A 19,363-nucleotide genomic window follows, 5' to 3' on the forward strand; every position below is an offset into this window, starting at 1 on the left:
CCCAAAGCAGCCATGAGATCGCCCATGCCGGTATCCGGACGTTTCCCTTCCACAGCTCGCAATTCGAACGAGGGCCGGGCCTTCTGACGACGGCGATCTCGGCGTTCGTCCGGACCTACCTTCAGCGGGGAGGGGCCGGAGGTTGCAGGAGCGACTGCTCTTTCGGGGCGGTCGTTGGCAGATAGAGACCAATTAGGCCCCAAGGGTTTTTCACGTATGACCTCCATCATTTCGTCCCTGAGCCCCACTCTGATCAAATCCTATTCGACGGCGGCCGTGGCTGCCTGGACGACGGAAGACGTCGCCTCGTTGACGACGAAGCAGATCAGCGCGATGTCATCGGCACAGATCGCCGCGCTGGACACGGAGGACGTCGATGTCCTCAATTCCCGGCAGTTGGCCGCCATCTCCCCAAGCGCCGTCGTCGGTTTGACCCTGGAGCAACTCGCCGTCCTCGACCAATCCGACATCGAAAGCTTCGGCACGAGCCAAGTTGCGGCCCTCACGACGACGCAGGTCGACGGTCTTTCGACGGACCAGACGGAGGCCTTGAGTTCGACCCAGGTCGCGGTTTTTAGCGCGTTACAGCTCTCGGTCATGAGCGAGGAAGACCTGGCGACCTTCTCGACCGCCGACATCGCGGCCATCGGTGCGAAAGCCGTGTCAGGTCTGTCCACGGAGGTCATCGCATCCCTTTCCACCGATCAGATTGCCGCTTTGAGCACGCGCGCCATCGCCGGCCTGACGACCGCGCAGATCGCCGCCCTGTCCACCGATCAGATTGCCGCCTTGACGACGGCCCAGGTCGGTGCCCTGAAGGCCTCGCAAATCGATGCCTTGGGCAGCGACGATATTGCCGCTTTTTCCACCGATCAGATTGCTGCGCTGAGCGCCTCGGCGATCTCGGGGCTTTCCACCAACCAGATCGGCGTGTTGGCGATCGACCAGATCGAGGCACTGACCGTCTCACAGGTGAAGGCGCTGACCGCGGCGCAGCTCGGGTCCTTGGAGACGGACGGCATCGCGGCATTCTCGACTTCCGAAATCGCGGCGATCAACAAGGCCGTATGGGGCTTGACCACGGGTGGGATCGCTGCGCTCTCCACCGCACAGATTGCCGCCCTGAACACGACTGCGGTCGCCAACCTGACGACCGCGCAGATGGCCGCCCTGTCCACCGATCAGGCCGAGGCGATGTCTGCCTTGCAGGTGAAGGCGCTGAATTCGAGGCAGCTTGCGGCGCTCGGGACCGACGGCATCGCGACATTCTCGACTGCCGAAATCGCGGCGATCACCAATCTGGCCATCAAGGGAGTGAGTACGGAAGCCATCGCTGCGCTTTCGACCGCTCAGGTTGCTGCCCTGAGCACCAGTGCCATTTCGGGCCTGACCACCGCCCAGAGCGACGCCTTGTCCTCCGACCAGACCGCGGTCCTTTCCGCCGCACAGCTCAGGACATTGAGTTCGGCGCAAGTCGCCGCCTTCGGCACGGACGATCTTGCGGCCTTGTCCACCGATCAGGTCGCGGCGCTCAGCACGAAGGGCGTCCTGGGCCTGACAACCGATCAGATCGCTGCGTTGTCGACCGACCAGATCGAGGCTCTGTCCGTGACACAGGTGAAGGTCCTGAACGCGCGACAGATTGCGGCCCTGGGGACCGACGGGTTGGCTATGTTCTCGACCGGCGACATCGCCGCGATCAGCAACAAAGCCATACTGGGATTGGATGCGGAGGTCATCGCGTCCCTGTCCACCGATCAGATTGCGGCCTTGAGCACGAGTGCGATCGCCAGCCTGTCGAGCACCCAGATCGCCGGCCTGTCGACCGCCCAGGCAGAAGCTTTGTCCGTCTCGCAGGTGAAGGCACTGAGCTCGACACAGCTCGCCGCTCTTGGAGAAGAGGGCGTAGCGACGTTCTCGACCGCCGAGATGGCGGCAATTACCAACAAAGGCGCCCCGGGCGTCAGCGTGGACGCCATTGCAGCGCTTTCCACCGCTCAAATCGCCGCGCTCAGCACGAGTGCGGTCGCGAGCCTGACCACCGCACAGATCGCCGCCTTGTCGACCGACCAGACCGCGGCCCTGTCCACCGCGCAGCTTAAAGCGCTGAGTTCGACGCAAATCGCCGCCTTGAACACGGACAACGTCGCGGCTTTGACCACGGCTCAGGTCGCGGCGCTCGGCACGAAGGCTGTCGCCGGCCTGACCGCCGACCAGATCGAAGCCTTGTCCTCCGATCAGGTCGGGGCTCTCTCCACTGCACAGGTTGCCGCCCTCGGCTCCGAGCAGCTTGCCGTCCTCAGTGCGGAGGACATAGCGGCATTCTCGACCGCCGATATCGCGGCGATCAATTCGAGCGCCGTTGCCGGATTGTCGGCAGATCTCATCGAGGCCCTCACCACGAACCAGATCGTGGCGCTGACCACGAAGGGCGTCGCTCACCTCAGCACCGACCAGATCGACGCCCTGTCCAGCGACCAGATTGCAGCCCTCTCCTCCACGCAGGTTGCCGTTCTCAGCTCCACCCAGCTCTCGGCCCTCGAGCCGGAGGACATAGAGGCGTTCTCGACCGCCGATATTGCCGCAATCGGCTCGAAGGCCATTTCGGGCTTGTCGGAGGATGTCGTCGCGGCCCTGTCCTCCACGCAGATTGCCGCGCTCAGCACCGCCGGCATCGCGGGCCTGAGCACGGACCAGATGGCCACGCTGAGCTCCGACCAGGTCGTCGCTTTGAGCACCAAACAGATTGCCGCGCTGAAATCGACGCAAGTCGCCGCCTTGAGCACGGAGACTGTCGCGACCCTGTCCTCGGACATGATCGCCGCGCTCGGCACCGCCGGCATCAGCGAGCTGACCTCTGACCAGGTCGAGGCCCTGTCCACGGACCAGATCGTCGCGCTGAGCACCAAGCAGGTCGCCGCGTTGACGTCGGCGCAAATTGCCGCCCTGGACACGAGCGACATCGAGGCCTTCTCGACCGACCAGATCGCGGCGTTGAGCACAACGGCGATCACCGGGCTGAGCACAAAGCAAATCGTGGCCTTGAGCACCGACCAGATGGAGGCCCTGACCGCCGCCCAGGTCGGAGCCCTAAGTTCGACTCAGATCGGAGCCCTGGGGACGGAGGACATAGCGGTCTTCTCGACCAAGGACATTGCGGCGATCAGCGCGAGCGCCATGACGGGACTGTCCACGGCTGTCGTTGCTGCCCTTTCCACCGATGAGATCGCTCTCCTGAGCACGACGGGTATTGCCGGCCTGAGCAGCGCGCAGTTGAACGTGCTCAGCAGCAGCCAGTTCGCCGCCTTGAGCACCAAGCAGGTGGCGGCGCTGGGCTCGGCGCAGGTCGCCGCCCTGGGCACGGACGACCTTGCGGGTCTCTCGACCGATCAGATCGCAGCTTTGAGTGTCACTGCCGTCGCAGGACTGACCACCAGGCAGCTCGTCGCCTTGAGCACCGATCAAGTCGAAGCCCTGACTTCGACCCAGGTCGGCGCTCTGAGTGCGACGCAGCTTGTAGTCCTGGGGACGGAAGACATTGCGGTCTTCTCGACCAAGGACATCGCGGCCATCAGTTCGAGTGCCATTTCGAGCCTCTCCACGGCCGCCGTCTCGGCCCTCTCGACGGATCGGGTTGCGGCCCTGAGCACGGCCGGCATTGCCGGCCTGAGCAGCGCACAGGTCAACGCGCTCAGTACCAGCCAGCTCGCCGCCTTGAGCACCAAGCAGGTTGCCGCCCTGAGTTCGACGCAAGTCACCGCCTTGGGCACAAGCGATATCACGGCCCTCTCGACCGATCAGATCGGGGCCTTGGGCACGGCTGCCATGGCGGGACTGACCACGAAGCAGCTCGCTGCCTTGAGCACGGATCAGCTAGAGGCTCTGACCGCGGCGCAGGTCGGCGCCCTGAGCTCGACGCAGCTTGCAGTCCTGGGGACGGAAGACGTGGCGGTCTTCTCGATCAAGGACATTGCTGCCATCAGCGCGAGTGCCATAGCGGGACTGTCCACGTCTGCCGTCGCTTCCCTTTCGACCGATCAGATCGCAGCCTTGAGCGCCACGGCCGTCGCCGGACTGACCACCAAGCAGATCGCTGTTCTGAACTCCGACCAGATTGCCGCCTTGTCGACCGACCAGATTGGCGGGCTGACGTCGCAGCAAATCTCCGCGCTTGATGCGGACGATATAACGGCGCTGTCGGTCGAGGACATTGCGGCGATCGGCGCGGATCTCGTTTCCGGCCTTTCGACGGATGTCATAGCTGCCTTCTCCGCCGGTCAGATCGCTGCCTTGAGCACGGCTGCCGTTGCGGCGCTGAGCACCAAGCAGGTCGATGCCTTGAACAGCGATCAGCTTGCGGCCTTGACCACGGCCCAGATGGGGGCGTTCACGTCCAGACAGGTCGACGTGTTGAGCACGGACGACGTCGCGGCGCTCTCGACCGACCAGATCGCCGCCTTGAGCGCGGGCGGCGTTGTCGGTCTGAGCACGGCGGATATTTCCATCCTGAGCGCGGACCAGGTCGATGCCTTGACGACGGACCAGATCGCCGCGCTCGGCTCCAAGCAAATCGCTGCGCTGAGCACGCACGACATTGCAGGCTTCTCGACGGCGGAGATCGCGGCTCTCAGTTCAAGCGCCGTGGCGGGACTGTCCACGGATACGATTGCGGCGCTTTCGGCGGAACAGATCGCGGCTTTGAGCACGGCCGGCGTCGCCGGTCTTACGACGGCCCAAATGAGTGCGTTGAGCACCGACCAGATCGCAGCCCTGTCGACCGAACAGGTCGCTGTCCTCAGCTCCAAGCAGGCGGCGGCCCTGGGCACCGAGGACATTGCGGCCTTCTCGGCGGACCAGATTGCCGCGCTTGGCACGGCTGGCATTGCGGTCCTTTCCACGGCACAGATCGATGCGCTGAGCGCCGAGCAGCTCGCGGCCCTGACCTCAGAACAGGTCGCGGCGCTGAGTTCGACGCAGATCGCGGCGCTGAGCACGGAGGATCTCGCGACCTTCTCGACCGCGGATATCGCGGCGATCAGTTCGGATGCCGTAGCGGGGTTGTCTACGGACATGATAGCAGCGCTTTCGGCGGATCAGATCGCTGCCTTGAGCGCGGACGGCGTCGCAGACCTTTCCACCGCCCAGCTCAACGCCTTGAGCGCCGACCAGCTCGAGGCCCTGTCGACCGACCAGATCGCTGCTCTCAGGTCCAAGCAGGTGGCGGCGCTGGGCACCGACGACATTGCGGCTCTTTCGACGGAACAGATTGCCACACTGAGCACGGCGGGCGTTGCGGCGCTTTCGACCATGCAGATCCAGGCGCTGAGCGCCGATCAGCTCGAGGCTCTGACCATGAGTCAGATCGCGGTGATGAGTTCGACGCAGATTGCGGTGCTGAGCACGGACGATCTGGAGAGCTTTTCGAGCGCGGATATCGGGGCGATCAGCTCGGGCGCCGTGGCGGGATTGTCCACGGACACGATCGCAGCGCTTTCGGCGGATCAGATTGCCGCCTTGAGCGCGGCGGGCGTCGCCGGTCTTTCCACCATCCAGATCCAGGCGTTGAGCACCGCCCAGATCGAGGCACTGTCGACCGACCAGATCGCAGCCCTGAACTCCAAGCAGGTGGCGGTGCTGGGAACGGACGACATCGCGATTCTCTCGACGGACCAGATTGCCGCGCTGGGTGCGGCAGCGTTTGCAAGCCTTTCCACCGCCCAGATCGACACGCTGAACGCCGATCAGCTCGAGGCCCTGACCTCGGCCCAGGTGGCGGTGATGAGTTCGACGCAGATCGCGGCGCTGAGTACGGACGATCTGGAAAGCTTCTCGACCGAGGATATCGCAGCGATCAGTTCGCGTGCCGTGGCGGGATTGTCCACCGACACGATAGCGGCGCTTTCGGAAGATCAGATCGCGGCGCTGGGCACGGGTGGCATCGCCGGCCTTTCAACGGCCCAGATCAACGCCTTGAACATCGACCAGGTCGAGGCTCTCACCTCGTTCCAGATTGCCGCACTGAGTTCGAAGCAGATCGCCGTTCTCGGCACGGATGATCTGGAGACCTTCTCGACGGATGAAATAGTGGCGATCAGTTCGACTGCCGTGTTGGGGCTCTCCACAGACACCATCGCTGCGCTTTCGGTCGATCAGATCGGGGCCTTGAGCTCGGCCGGCATATCAGGCCTTTCCACCGCCCAGATCAACGCGCTGAGCACCGACCAGATCGAGGGCCTGTCAACGGCGCAGATCAGCGGTCTCGGCTCCAAGCAAGTGGCGGCACTAAGCACCGACGATCTCGCGGTACTCTCGACGGAGCAGATTGCCGCTTTGAGCACGGCGGGCGTTGCCGGCCTCGGCAGCGATCAGGTCAGGGCCCTGAGCGACGATCAGGTCGACGCCCTTACCACCGTGCAGATCGCCGCCATGAGCTCGGATGCGCTGTCGGGGCTGAGCACGGATGACCTGGAAGGCTTCTCGGCCGACGAGCTTGCGGCGATCAGCTCGGCCGCCATCAGCGGGCTGCCCACGGAGTTCATTGCCGGGCTCTCCACCGCCGAGATTGCCGCCTTGGGCACCGCCAGCATTGCGGGCCTGAGCAGCGCCCAGATCGGAGCGATGAGCGCCGAGCAGATCGATTCGCTGTCCACGGATCAGATTGCCGCCTTGAGTGCGGACGGGCTTGCGGGTCTCACCACCGAGGATCTCGCAACGTTCGAGACCGAGGAGCTGCAGGCGATCAACGCGGCTGCCATAAAGGGATTGTCGACGAGTTTTGTCGCAGCGCTCTCCACCGACGAGATCGCAGTCTTGAGAGCAAGCCAGGTCGGCGCGTTGAGCTACAACCAGGTGGCGGCGATGAGCACCACCCAGATCGCGACCTTGTCCACCGCGCAGATCAGTGCCCTGAACGCCATACAGGCCGCGGCCCTGGGGACGGACGACATCGCCCAGCTCTCCACCGATCATATCGTCGCCTTGAGCACGAGCGCGGTCTCGGGGTTGACCGCCAGGGTCGTCGTCGCCTTGACGACAGACCAGGCCGAGGCTTTGACGACAGTTCAGGTCGGTGCGATGACCTCGGCGCAGGTCGCGGCATTGGAGACCGACGATCTGGCAACCTTCTCAGCGGAAGATGTCGCCTCGTTCAGCGCATCCGGTGTGGCGGGCCTGTCCACAGAAGACATCGGGAATCTGTCTAGCACGCAACTGAACGCCTTGATGGACTCCCAGATGGACGCTCTGAGCTCCGATCAGATAGCGGCAGTGATTGCGGCCTATCTGTCGACCTAAACTAACGCCGGCCGGGCGCTGCGTTACGGGCGGCAGCGAGCTGCTTGCGCGCCGCCGCCGGGGTGATCGAGAAGGCCTTCCGGAATTTGCGGATGAAGTGCGAGACGTTCTCAAAGCCGGTTTCCAGCGCGATATCGATCAGCGGCTTGTCGGTAGAGGCAACGAGGCGCATCGCGGCGTCGAGGCGAAGCTTCAGATAGACGGATATCGGCGTCGCCCCGAGCTCGTTCTGGAACAGGCGCTCCAGTTGCCGGCGCGAGATGCCGAGCACATTCGCCACGTCGTCGATGCCGATGAGATCTTCCAGATGCTGCTCCATGACCATCAGCGCAAGGCTGATCCGCTTGTCCTGGACCGGCACGGGGCCGAGCGGATTTCGCGGCTGCATCTCGCTCGCCTCGCGGCGACGCGTGATCTGCATGATTTCGAGCGCATTGCGTTCGGCGTCTTCGCCGACGTGCCTCCTGATCAGGTAGGTTGCGAGGTCGGCGACGCTGCTGCCGCCGGCGCAGGTGATGATCTTTGCATCTTCGACGAAGATCCGGTTCGAGGTGACCTCGATCGCGGGGAAGCGGGCGCGGAATTCGTTGTGATGCAGCCAGCTCACGCATGCGGCATGGCCGTCGAGGACGCCGGCCTCGGCGAGAACGAAGCTCCCGGTGCAAACGCCGATGATCGGCACGCCCGCCCGTGCGGCGCGGTGCAGATAGTCGATCGTCTCCCGATCGAGCGGCTCGGCGACATTGAGCCTTCCGCCGACGACCGCGATGTAGCTGAATTCCGACGGTGGGCGAAGCGGCGCCGTCGGCGCCACCTGGATGCCGCAACTCGACATGACGAAGTTCCTGGTGCTCCCGAGCACCTCCCAGTCGCAATTCACGCGCCCCGACTTGTCCTCCACATCGCTTCCCAGGCGAAGGGCATCGACGAAGAGCGAGAAGGCGCTGAGCGTGAAGCTGCGCGCCAGAATGAATCCGACACGCAGCACACCGTTGTCCCTGAGGGTCTTTCCTGCTGCAGCTGTTGTTTCCGTGAGAGCCGTTCGCAATGTCGCGCTGTTCCGTTGACGATCTGGCGGTGCCCGTCACCGGCCTCCCGCCACGCGCGTCTCGGGACGCGCTTCCAAAGTTCGAGATCCGCTTCTATTCGGCAATTATCCCCCAAGCAACGGCCCGGGTAAATGCTTGTCTTACCTCCCGAGACAGGGGGGCTAATCCGCATTGACAGGATGACTTATTAACCAACTTGTCGGAAGGTTCTTAATGTCGATGGGAGGGGTCGGCACGCCGATTGTCGGCGAGGGGCCGTCAAGTTGCGCCTTCGCTTATTCCCATTGAAGCGCGGGCAAGGATCTACGCAGATGACACTGCACATGATGAAGGTGCTGTTGAGCCTCATGGCCGCGCTTTCGTTCGGCTCGCTCATGGTTCTCGTGGCCGTTCTGTAGGATCGCCCGCGTGCCGGCACCCCGGCCGGACGGTCAAGCTTCCGAAACGTCGATCCATTCGGCGCCGGTCAGTTCCGCCATGCGGTGCGGGTTGATGTGGACGGCGGCGTTGATTGCGCCGGCAGCGGGCACCACCACATCGAAGGCCTTCAAGGATTCATCGCAATAGACGGTATGCGGCTTCGCAAGTCCGAACGGGCAGACGCCGCCCACCGGATGGCCAGTTTCCAACTCGACCTCCTCGAAGCCGAGCATGCGCGCCTTGGTGCCGAAGCGGTCCTTGTATTTCTTGTTGTCGAGGCGAGCGTCGCCGCGGGTGACGATCAGGATCACCTCGTCGCCGACGCGAAGCGCCAGGGTCTTGGCGATCTGCGCCGGCTCGACGCCGTGCCCTTCGGCCGCAAGCGCCACTGTGGCGGTGCTCTGCTCGAGTTCAATGACATCGATGTCCGGGGCGTGCTCGGAAAAGAACTCTTTGGCGGAGGTGAGGCTCATGTGCGGCTGTCTATGCTTGCTTGGCAAAAGGAGAATAGCCACGGCAAAGGGCGGCCCGCGGCGTCTTGAGGAGGGAAATGTTTCAGTCGTCGTTCGACGCGTCAAGGTCTTCCGGACGCCGGCCCTCCTGTTGCGGCGGCAGGTAGCCGTGGCTTGCGAACCAGTTTTCGAGAATCGTGGAGATCGCCTGTTGGCGCGTCACGGTACCTGGATGATCGCTCATATAGGTCTGCAGCGCAGATTCGATCTTTTCCGCATAGAACTCAGTCATCTTTCTCTCCGCTCTCTTTGTGCGGCAGCGATCCGCGACTTTGGACGCGGAACGCTTGGGCGCCATACCGTTAATCAGACGGACGAAGGCGGCCGGAACGCTTGTAATCGCTGAATGATTTTGTCCTCAAACCGGTTCCGATGATAGCGAATCCTGTGCCGGATATCGCCATTTCAGGCCTGTTTGACGATCCGGATCAGCACCAGCAGGATAATCGCACCGATGGTGGAATGAATGATGGCGGCGAGAATGCCGGTGCCGAGCGTGATGCCGACTGCCGGAAACAGGTAGCCGGCAATCAGGGCGCCGATGATGCCGACGACGATGTTGCCGATCAGGCCGAAGCCGAAGCCGCTGACGATCAGCCCAGCGAGCCAGCCGGCAACGGCGCCGACGATCAGAAATACCAGAATGCTTTCGATACCCATCAATGCTCCCTTTCGGTTGTGCCTGCGGGAAACATAGCTCATCCGTCGCGAGCAGATAGAGGGCAAAGCGATCGGCACCGCTTTTTCTGCGCAATGGTGATGGTCGGCCGCGGAGCGGCTAAACCTGGAAGGCTCGATCGCAATTGACCTTGCCTGAATAGCGACGATACCGAGGTTCGGGCGGCCTCGGGATCGTCAATCCGAACAGATAGGAGCGACTCGGAAAGGTGCCGGCGTGTCAGCGACTGCTTACCTACGTTCCGGCTCAGACAGTTCAGACGATGCCGCCACCACCACCGGCAACCGCAGGGCGTTCAGCCGCCACCTTGGCCCGGTAGCCGCTCGCCCGGTAGGTCGCGACCGGCGCAATCGCACCGCCGTTTTCGAGGCGGGCCATCGCAAGGATCGGCTCGACATCGGTCCGGAATGCTACTTTAAGCGTTTCGGATGCCATCAGTGCGTCATTTTCCTGCTGGTAACCTTCGAGCGCCTCGCGGTCGACGAGAAGCGCCTGGGCATAGGCACGGCCGACTTCCATCGCGCTGGTCATCAGGCTCTCGATCGGATCCGTCACGTTATGGCTCTGATCAAGCATATGGGCCGGTTCGAAACCCGGCGCGGCGCGGGTCTCGGCGTCTACCAACTCGTTGAACACCAGGAACAGCCGGTAGGGATCGATCGATCCGGTGTCGAGGTCGTCGTCGCCATATTTCGAATCGTTGAAATGGAAGCCGCCGAGCTTCTTGAACTGAATCAGCCGGGCGACGATCATCTCGATATTGACGTTCGGAGCGTGGTGGCCGAGGTCGACGAGGCAGAAGGCCTTAGGCCCCAATTCCTGGGCGATCAGATAGTTGGTGCCCCAATCCTGGACCACCGTCGAATAGAAGGCGGGTTCGTACATCTTGTGTTCGGTGAAGACGCGCCAGTCGTCCGGAAGCGACGCATAGACGGCCTTCATCGCATCGAGATAGCGCTCGAAGGACCGGGTGAAGTTGCTCTGGCCCGGAAAGTTGGAGCCGTCGCCGATCCACACCGTCAGCGCCTTCGAGCCGAGTGCCTTGCCGATCTCGATACATTCGAGATTGTGCTCGACCGCCTGTCGGCGTGTCGCGGCCTCGCTATGGCTGAGAGAGCCGAACTTGTAGGAATGGGCCTGGCTCGGCGCGTCGGAGAACGTGTTCGAGTTCATCGCATCGAAGCTTAAACCCAGCGCCGCGCCTTTTTCCTTCAGCGCCTTGAGATCGGCCACCTTGTCCCAGGGGATGTGCAGCGACACGCTCGGCGTCGCCCGCGTCAATTCATGAATGACGCCGCAGTCTTCGAGCTTGTCGAAGATGTTGCGCGGCTCGCCCAGGCCGGGGAAGCGGGCAAAGCGCGTACCGCCGGTGCCGACACCCCAGGAGGGGACGGCAACACCGTAGGCGGCAACCTTCTGCTTGATGGCGTCGATGTCGATGCCGCGGCGCGAGAGTCGCTCGCCGAGGCCTTCGTAGTCGCGCCTGAGCGCTTGCTCGCGCTTGGCATTCTCGGCGTCGATCGCCGACGTGCTGATCATGTTTGTCATGGCACTCTCCCGATCAGCGTGTGAAGGACTGGGCGTTGCCCGCGTCGACATTGACGATGTTGCCGGTCGATTTCGCCGACATGTCGGAGGCGAGGAAGTAGATGGCCTCAGCGATATCCTCCGGGAAGACGCTCAGCTTCAGCATCGAGCGCTCGCGGTAATGCGCCTCCAGTTCGTCTACATCCATCTTGTAGGCGGCGGCGCGCTGTTCCTTCCATTCGCCGCTCCAGATCTTGGAGCCGCGGAGCACCGCATCCGGATTGACGACGTTGACGCGGATCTGTGCCGATGCGCCCTCGAGCGCCAGGCAGCGGGCCAGATGGATCTCGGCGGCCTTGGCCGTGCAATAGGCCGACGCGCCGGGCGAGGCGGCAAGGCCGTTCTTCGAGGCGACGAAGACGACGTTGCCTCCCGCCTTCTGGCTGCGGAAGATGCGGAAGGCTTCGCGCGACACGAGGAAATAGCCGGTCGCAAGAATGTCGATGTTCTTGTTCCAGAGCGCAAGCGTCGTGTCTTCGATCGCGGCCGACGAGGCGAGGCCGGCATTGGAAACGAGAATATCGAGGCCGCCGAAGGCGAGGAGCGCGTCGCCGAAGCCGGTTTCGACCGCCGCCTCGCTGGTCACGTTCATATTGACGGCGCGGACGAAATCCTTGCCGTAGCGGGCGGCAAGCTCGTTCTGGGCATTTTCGAGGGCGGTCTCATCGATATCGGCGAGAACGACGCATGCGCCCTCCTGCATCAGCCGGACGGCCGTCGCCTTGCCGATGCCGCCGGCCCCGCCGGTGACGAGCGCAATGCGCCCGGCGAGGCTCTTCGGCTTCGGCATGCGCTGCAGTTTGGCTTCCTCGAGCAGCCAGTATTCGATGTCGAAGGCCTCCTGCTCGGGCAAGCCGACATAGGTCGACACGCCGGAGGCGCCGCGCATCACGTTGATCGCATTGACGTAGAATTCGCCGGAGATGCGCGCCGTCGCCTTGTCCTTGGCAAAGGTGATCATGCCGACCCCGGGCACCAGATAGACAACGGCGTTCGGGTCGCGCATCGCCGGGCTGTCGGCACGCTTGCAGCGCTCGTAGTAGCGCGCATAGTCGGCGCGGTAGGCGGCAATTGCCTCGGGCAGGCCGGCAAGCGTCTTTTCGACATCCGGCTGCGTGGGGTCGAAATCGACCACCAGCGGCCGGATCTTGGTGCGCAGGAAATGGTCCGGGCAACTCGTGCCGAGCGCCGCGAGCGGCTCCAGGCTCGTCGAGGTTACGAAATCGAGCACCGCCTTGCTGTCGTCGAAGTGGCCGACCTTCTTTTCCTCAGCGCTGATCAGGCCGCGGATCACCGGCATCAGCCGCTTGGCGATGGCCTCGCGCTCGCCAGCGGCGAGCACCGGCCGCGCCTCTCCGCCGAAGGCGGGCGCCGTATTTTCCGCCTCGAACCAGGCGATCGCCCGGTTGATGATCTCGATCGTCGTCTCGTAAGCCTCCTTCGCCGTGTCGCCCCAGGTGAAGAGGCCATGGCTTTCGAGCACGATGCCGCGCGCCTTCGGGTTCTCGAGGCAGAATTTTTCGAGCCAGAGGCCGAGTTCGTAGCCCGGCCGCTTCCACGGCAGCCAGCCGATCTCGTCACCGAAGATCTTTTTCGTCAGTTCCCGGCTGTTTTTCGAAGCGGCGATGGCAATGATCGCGTCCGGATGCATGTGGTCAACATGCGCCTTCGGCACATAGGCATGCAGCGGCGTGTCGATCGAGGCGGCGCGCGGATTAAGGTTGAAGGTGCAATGCGGCAGGTAGCCGACCATTTCGTCTTCGAACTCGACGCCGCGATAGATGCTCTTCAGCGCCCGGAGCTTGTCCATGTAGAGCGTCGCGAAGCCGTCCATCTTGATCGTGCCGACGTCGCCGCCCGAGCCCTTGACCCAGAGGACCTCGAACGTCTCGCCGGTGAGCGGGTCTTTCTGCATCACCTTTGCCGAGGTGTTGCCGCCGCCGTAATTGGTGATCCGCTTGTCCGAGCCGAGCAGATTGGACCGGTAGAGAAGCCGCTCCGGCTCGCTCATTCCCGCCGCCTTGGCGTCGTCCCAGAGATTGGCCAGGCGTGCGCCCTGTTGCTTGTCGAGCATCTCGAATTCCTCCCGGTAAGCTAGCCGTCGGCACTCGAGGCCGCGACGATATGATCGGCATCAGATCACATGCTCGATGCGCAGATGTCAATCAAAAACGATCAAAAACGTTCATATTGCAGCGCACAATGAAAATACATGATCGAAACTGATTGACAATGCGCGGGACTGATGGAAGCATGCAGGACATTGGAGGAGCGCATGCACGAGAAAGAAAGACATAGGATCATCCTGTCGGCAGTGCAGGAAAAGCCGGTCGTGACCGTGCCCGAGCTCGTCGAATTGACAGGCAGCTCGGAGGCGACGATCCGCCGCGATGTGGCGGCACTGCATGTGCAGAAGCGCCTGCGCCGGGTGCGCGGCGGTGCCGAAGCGATCAATCCGCCGCAATTCGTCGGCCTTGCCGGCCGCCCCTTCAGCGTCAACGAAGGTTTGCATGCGCGGGAGAAGCAGGCGATCGCCCGGGAGGCTGTGGCGCTCTGCCAGGACGGCGAGCCGATCATCATCAATGGCGGCACGACAACCTTCCAGATGGTGCATTTTCTTGCCAACCGCCGGATGCAGGTCTTCACCAATTCCTTCCCGATCGCCGAGCACCTGCTCAAGCACTCGAAGAATACCGTGATGCTTTCGGGCGGGACGATCTACCGCGAGCAGAACATTATTCTAAGCCCCTTCGACAATGACGTGACGCGCAACTTCTATGCGCGGCGCATGTTCATGGGCGCGCAGGGGCTCGGGCCGCTCGGCCTGATGGAGGCCGATCCGCTGCTGATCCAGGCCGAGCAGAAGCTGATCGACCAGGCCGACGAACTGGTCGTGCTGGTCGATTCCTCGAAATTTCACAAGCGCTCAAGCCTCATTCTCTGCGGGCTCAAGCGCATCGCCACTGTGATCACCGATTCGGGCATCGAGGACAGACATGCCTCGATGCTCGAAAGCGCCGGCGTCAACCTCGTCATCGCCAATGCGAAGCCGAAGGCCGACGCGCAAACTGCTTCGACATCCGCCTGAGGCGGATGGGGAGGGGGAATGGGAGGCGGCCTTGCCGGGCGCAAGCCGGTAGCAAGACCGCCAGATGGAGTTGTCGGGTCGAATGATGCATCCACTCCGGATGCATGGGCCCAAGGGAGGAGATAGTGATGAAAATTCTCAAATCATTGATGGTGACGGCCGCCGTCGCGGTCGCGCTCATGGCGAATGCCGCCCATGCGGAGAACAAGAAGATCGCGCTCGTCGTCAAGGCGCTCGGCATCGGCTTCTTCGAGGCTGCCAACAAGGGTGCCCAGGAAGCGGCCAAGGAACTCGGCGACGTCGAGATCATCTATACCGGCCCGACCTCGACGACCGCCGAAGGTCAGATCGAGGTGATCAACTCGCTGATCGCCCAGAAGGTCGATGCGATAGCGGTTTCGGCCAACGACACCGATGCTCTCGTGCCGGCGCTGAAGAAGGCGATGGACCGCGGCATCAAGGTCATTTCCTGGGATTCGGGTGTCGCCAAGGAAGGCCGGCTGATGCACCTCAACCCGTCGTCGAGCCCGCTGATCGGCAACATGATCATCAAGCTCGCCGCCGACAACCTGCCGGAAGGCGGCGACGTCGCCGTGCTCTCGGCCTCGGCCACCGCAACCAACCAGAACACCTGGATCGCCGAGATGAAGAAGGTCCAGGGCAACTACAAGGGCATCAATGTCGTGGCCACCGTCTATGGTGACGACCTGGCCGACAAGTCCTACCGTGAGACGCAAGGCCTCATCCAATCCCATCCGAACCTGAAGGCGATCATTGCTCCGACCTCGGTCGGCATCGTCGCGGCCGCTCAGGCCGTCACCGACGCCGGCAAGATCGGCCAGATCAACGTTACCGGTCTCGGACTGCCATCCGAAATGGCCGGTCATGTGAAGTCCGGCGCCTCGAAGTCCTTCGCGATCTGGAACCCGATCGACCTCGGCTATTCGGCGACGATGATCGCCTATGACATCATCAACGGTGCCGAAGCCAAGCCCGGCGCGGAGCTGAAGATGGGCCGCATGGGAACCGTCAAGCTCGACGACAACAACGAAGGCGCCATGGCCGACCCGTTCGTCTATGATGCCTCGAACGTTGAGGAATTCGCCAAGATCTTCTGATCTTCGATCATCGCCGGCGCAGGGGTGTGATCTCCGCGCCGGCAGTCCATCCGGCTTCTGCCGGAGAGTCCCTGATGAACCGGCGGAAATGGCTTTGCTTCACGATACCAAATCAGTAACGGCGACGCCCGCCATCACGCTCGAGGGCATATCGAAGTCCTTCCCAGGCGTGCGCGCACTCTCCGAAGTCTCTCTCGCGCTCTATCCGGGTTCGGTGACGGCGCTGATCGGCGAGAACGGTGCCGGCAAGTCGACGCTCGTCAAGATCCTGACCGGCATCTACCAGCCGGAGTCCGGCGTGATCCGCGTCGCCGAGACGGAAACGACATTCCCGACCGCCCTTGCTGCGGCGCGCGCCGGCGTCACCGCGATCCATCAGGAGACGGTCCTCTTCGACGAGCTCTCGGTCGCGGAAAACATCTTTCTCGGCCATGCCCCGCGCAACCGGTTCGGTTTGATCGACTGGAAGAAGCTGAACGCCGACGCCGCGGCTCTGCTGCACCGGGCAGGTGCGGACTTCGACCCGACGATCCGGCTGCGCGATCTCGGTATTGCCAAGAAGCACCTGGTGGCGATCGCCCGCGCCCTCTCCGTCGATGCCCGCGTCGTCATTATGGACGAGCCGACGGCGGCGCTCTCGCACAAGGAGATCCACGAGCTCTATGCGCTGATCGAGCGGCTCAAGGCCGACGGCAAGGCAATCCTCTTCATCAGCCACAAGTTCGACGAGATCTTCCGGATCGCCGACCGCTACACGGTCTTCCGCGACGGGACGATGGTCGGCGAGGGGCTGATCGCCGACGCCAGCCAGGACGATCTCGTCCGCATGATGGTCGGCCGTGCCGTCGACTCCGTCTACCCGAAGAAGGAGGTCAAGATCGGTGAGCCGGTGCTGACCGTTTCCGGCTACCGCCATCCGACCGAATTCGAGGACATCAATTTCGAGCTGAGGCGCGGCGAGATCCTCGGCTTCTACGGTCTGGTCGGCGCCGGGCGCTCGGAGTTCATGCAGTCGCTCATCGGCATCACCCGGCCCTCGGCCGGTGCGGTCAAGCTTGACGGAAATGTACTGGTGATCCGCAACCCGGCCGAGGCGATCCGCGCCGGCATCGTCTACGTGCCGGAAGAGCGCGGCCGGCAGGGCGCGATCATCGGCATGCCGATCTTCCAGAACGTCACCCTGCCGTCGCTCTCGCACACGTCACGCTCGGGCTTCCTGAAGCTTGCCAACGAATTTGCCTTAGCGCGCGAATACACCTCGCGCCTCGACCTGCGCGCCGCTTCGCTCGATCAGGACGTCGGCACGCTCTCCGGCGGCAACCAGCAGAAGGTGGTGATCGCCAAGTGGCTAGCGACCAAGCCCAAAGTCATCATCCTCGACGAACCGACGAAGGGCATCGACATCGGCTCCAAGGCCGCCGTCCACGCCTTCATGAGCGAACTCGCGGCGCAGGGCTTGAGCGTCATCATGGTCTCATCGGAAATTCCCGAGATCATGGGCATGTCGGACCGTGTCATCGTCATGCGCGAAGGCCGGATTGCCGGCCGCTTCGAGCGATCGGAACTGACCGCAGAAAAGCTCGTGCGCGCAGCGGCCGGCATCGAAACGCAGCTTAGCGGGAGGGCCGCATGATCACCAAGCTCCTCAAGAATCGCGAAATCCTGCTCGTCGTGGCGGTCGTCGTGCTGCTTGCCCTGATCGCCTTGCGCTTTCCTGGTTTCGTGGCGCCTTCGAATCTTGCCCGCGTCTATAACGACACGTCGATCCTGATCATCCTGGCGCTCGGCCAGATGGCGGTGATCCTCACCCGATGCATCGATCTGTCGATGGCGGCGAACCTGGCGCTCTGCGGCATGGTTGCGGCCATGCTGAACGCGGCCTTTCCCGGCCTACCGATCCCTCTCATCATTCTTGCCGCCATGGCGCTCGGCGGTCTGCTCGGCATGATCAACGGAACGCTCGTCTGGAAGCTCGACATCCCGCCGATCGTCGTCACCCTCGGAACGCTGACGATCTATCGCGGCCTGATCTTTCTTCTGACCGACGGCAAGTGGATCAATGCGCACGAGATGAGCGACACCTTCAAGGCCCTGCCGCGGCTGGCTCTTGCCGGCGTGCCGGTGCTCTCCTGGCTGTCGCTCCTGATGATCGCAGTGATGTTCCTGGTCATGGGCCGCACGCCGCTCGGTCGCGCCTTCTATGCGGTCGGCGGCAATCCGCATGCCGCCGTCTATACGGCGATCGATGTCGGCCGCACCCGTTTCTTCGCCTATTGCCTCTCGGGTACGCTCGCCGGCCTCTCCGGCTATCTCTGGGTGTCGCGCTATGCGGTCGCCTATGTCGATATCGCCGCCGGCTTCGAGCTCGACATCATCGCGGCCTGCGTTATCGGCGGCATTTCGATCGCCGGCGGCATCGGCTCGGTGGCAGGCGCCGTGCTCGGCGCGCTCTTCCTCGGCGTCATCAAGAACGCGCTGCCGGTCATCAACATCTCGCCCTTTGCGCAGATGGCGATCTCCGGAACGGTGATCATCATCGCCGTTGCCGTCAACGCCCGGGCCGAGCGGCGCAAGGGCAGGGTCATTCTCAGGAAAGCGGAGGCGGTCTGATGGCGCACGCTCAACTCTCTCCCCGCAATATCCCGGATCGCCTCGAGGGGCGCGGCGCTCGCCTGATGAAGAGCTGGGAAACGCTGCTCATCGTGGTCGCGACCCTCATCTTCCTCGGCAATTCCTTTGCGTCGCCCTATTTCCTCGATCCATGGAATCTGTCCGACGCCACCTTCAACTTCACCGAAAAGGCGATGATCGCCTTCGCCATGGCGCTGGTGATCATCTCGGGCGAGATCGATCTCTCGGTCGCCTCGATCATTGCGCTCGCCTCGACGGCCATGGGCTATGCCGTGCAATTCGGCTTCGACACGCCGGCACTCGTGGCGATCGGTCTCGGCGTCGGGCTTGTCTGCGGCGCCGTCAACGGCCTCTTGATCACCGGCCTCGGCCTGCCGTCGATCGTCGTGACGATCGGCACCATGAGTCTGTTTCGCGGCCTGTCCTTCATCGTTCTCGGCGACCAGGCCTTTACCGGCTATCCCGAAAGCTTCGCCTGGTTCGGCCAGGGTTATGTCTGGTGGGTCTTTTCCTTCGAGTTCACCCTCTTCGTGCTGCTCGCCGTCGTCTACGGCGTGCTCCTGCACAAGACGAATTTCGGCCGCGCCGTCTATGCGATCGGCAACAACCAGACGGCCGCGCTCTTTTCGGGCGTCCGCGTGGCGCGGGTGAAGTTCGCACTGTTCTTGCTGACCGGCCTGATGGCCGGGCTTGCCTCGATCTGCCTCACCTCCCGCCTCGGCTCGACCCGGCCTTCGATCGCGCTCGGTTGGGAGCTCGAGGTCGTCACCATGGTGGTGCTCGGCGGCGTCAACATTCTCGGCGGCTCGGGCACCATACCGGGCGTCGTGCTGGCGGCGCTGATCATGGGCATGGTCACCTTCGGCTTCGGCCTGTTGAACGTTCCCGGCATCGTCATGTCGATCTTCATCGGCCTGCTGCTGATCTCGGTCATCGCCTTGCCGATCCTGTGGAAGCGCGCCCGCCGCCGTCTCGCGCACTGAGGT

12 protein-coding genes are annotated in these 19,363 nt (G+C 63.3%); 6 read left to right on the forward strand and 6 right to left on the reverse strand.

Annotated features, from left to right (window positions below):
- The first annotated feature begins 216 nt into the window (after window positions 1–216).
- Entirely contained in the window at window positions 217–7,293 is a 7,077-nt protein-coding gene (locus CO676_RS02665) for a hypothetical protein (protein ID WP_097519597.1), read from the forward strand.
- A 1-nt stretch (window position 7,294) separates the two neighbouring features.
- Here CO676_RS02665 and CO676_RS02670 read toward each other — a convergent pair whose 3' ends face one another.
- The 6 genes from CO676_RS02670 to CO676_RS02700 all read right to left on the reverse strand — a co-directional run bounded on the left by CO676_RS02670 (window position 7,295) and on the right by CO676_RS02700 (window position 13,614).
- Window positions 7,295–8,281, reverse strand: coding sequence for a GlxA family transcriptional regulator (locus tag CO676_RS02670; RefSeq protein ID WP_014761064.1), 987 nt, complete (start codon window positions 8,279–8,281; stop codon window positions 7,295–7,297).
- 492 nt (window positions 8,282–8,773) lie between these two features.
- Window positions 8,774–9,235, reverse strand: a complete 462-nt coding sequence (locus CO676_RS02680) for a YbaK/EbsC family protein (protein WP_097519598.1) — start codon at window positions 9,233–9,235, stop codon at window positions 8,774–8,776.
- 82 nt (window positions 9,236–9,317) lie between these two features.
- Window positions 9,318–9,506 carry a hypothetical protein gene (locus tag CO676_RS02685; protein WP_014761068.1) on the reverse strand — a complete coding sequence of 63 codons (189 nt, stop codon included), beginning with the start codon at window positions 9,504–9,506 and terminating at the stop codon, window positions 9,318–9,320.
- Between the two features lie 173 nt (window positions 9,507–9,679).
- Entirely contained in the window at window positions 9,680–9,934 is a 255-nt protein-coding gene (locus tag CO676_RS02690) for a GlsB/YeaQ/YmgE family stress response membrane protein (RefSeq protein WP_014761069.1), read from the reverse strand.
- A 274-nt stretch (window positions 9,935–10,208) separates the two neighbouring features.
- Window positions 10,209–11,501: an L-rhamnose catabolism isomerase gene (gene rhaI / locus CO676_RS02695; RefSeq protein WP_097519599.1), complete on the reverse strand. Its 1,293-nt coding sequence runs from the start codon at window positions 11,499–11,501 to the stop codon at window positions 10,209–10,211.
- A gap of 13 nt (window positions 11,502–11,514) precedes the next feature.
- Window positions 11,515–13,614 carry a bifunctional rhamnulose-1-phosphate aldolase/short-chain dehydrogenase gene (locus CO676_RS02700; protein ID WP_097519600.1) on the reverse strand — a complete coding sequence of 700 codons (2,100 nt, stop codon included), beginning with the start codon at window positions 13,612–13,614 and terminating at the stop codon, window positions 11,515–11,517.
- 201 nt (window positions 13,615–13,815) lie between these two features.
- Between CO676_RS02700 and CO676_RS02705 the strand changes: the two genes are divergently transcribed.
- The 5 genes from CO676_RS02705 to CO676_RS02725 all read left to right on the forward strand — a co-directional run bounded on the left by CO676_RS02705 (window position 13,816) and on the right by CO676_RS02725 (window position 19,360).
- Complete coding sequence (locus CO676_RS02705) at window positions 13,816–14,628, forward strand: DeoR/GlpR family DNA-binding transcription regulator (RefSeq protein WP_014327309.1); 813 nt, start codon at window positions 13,816–13,818, stop codon at window positions 14,626–14,628.
- A gap of 128 nt (window positions 14,629–14,756) precedes the next feature.
- Entirely contained in the window at window positions 14,757–15,746 is a 990-nt protein-coding gene (gene rhaS / locus CO676_RS02710; RefSeq protein WP_097519601.1) for a rhamnose ABC transporter substrate-binding protein, read from the forward strand.
- An 88-nt stretch (window positions 15,747–15,834) separates the two neighbouring features.
- Window positions 15,835–17,379, forward strand: a complete 1,545-nt coding sequence (locus CO676_RS02715) for a sugar ABC transporter ATP-binding protein (RefSeq protein WP_097519602.1) — start codon at window positions 15,835–15,837, stop codon at window positions 17,377–17,379.
- Complete coding sequence (locus tag CO676_RS02720) at window positions 17,376–18,356, forward strand: ABC transporter permease (RefSeq protein ID WP_097519603.1); 981 nt, start codon at window positions 17,376–17,378, stop codon at window positions 18,354–18,356. Before CO676_RS02715 ends, CO676_RS02720 begins: the two co-directional genes overlap by 4 nt.
- Window positions 18,356–19,360, forward strand: a complete 1,005-nt coding sequence (locus tag CO676_RS02725; RefSeq protein WP_097519604.1) for an ABC transporter permease — start codon at window positions 18,356–18,358, stop codon at window positions 19,358–19,360. Before CO676_RS02720 ends, CO676_RS02725 begins: the two co-directional genes overlap by 1 nt.
- The last annotated feature ends 3 nt before the right edge of the window (window positions 19,361–19,363 follow it).

Source organism: Sinorhizobium sp. BJ1, from assembly GCF_002531555.1.
Lineage (GTDB): Bacteria > Pseudomonadota > Alphaproteobacteria > Rhizobiales > Rhizobiaceae > Sinorhizobium > Sinorhizobium fredii_B.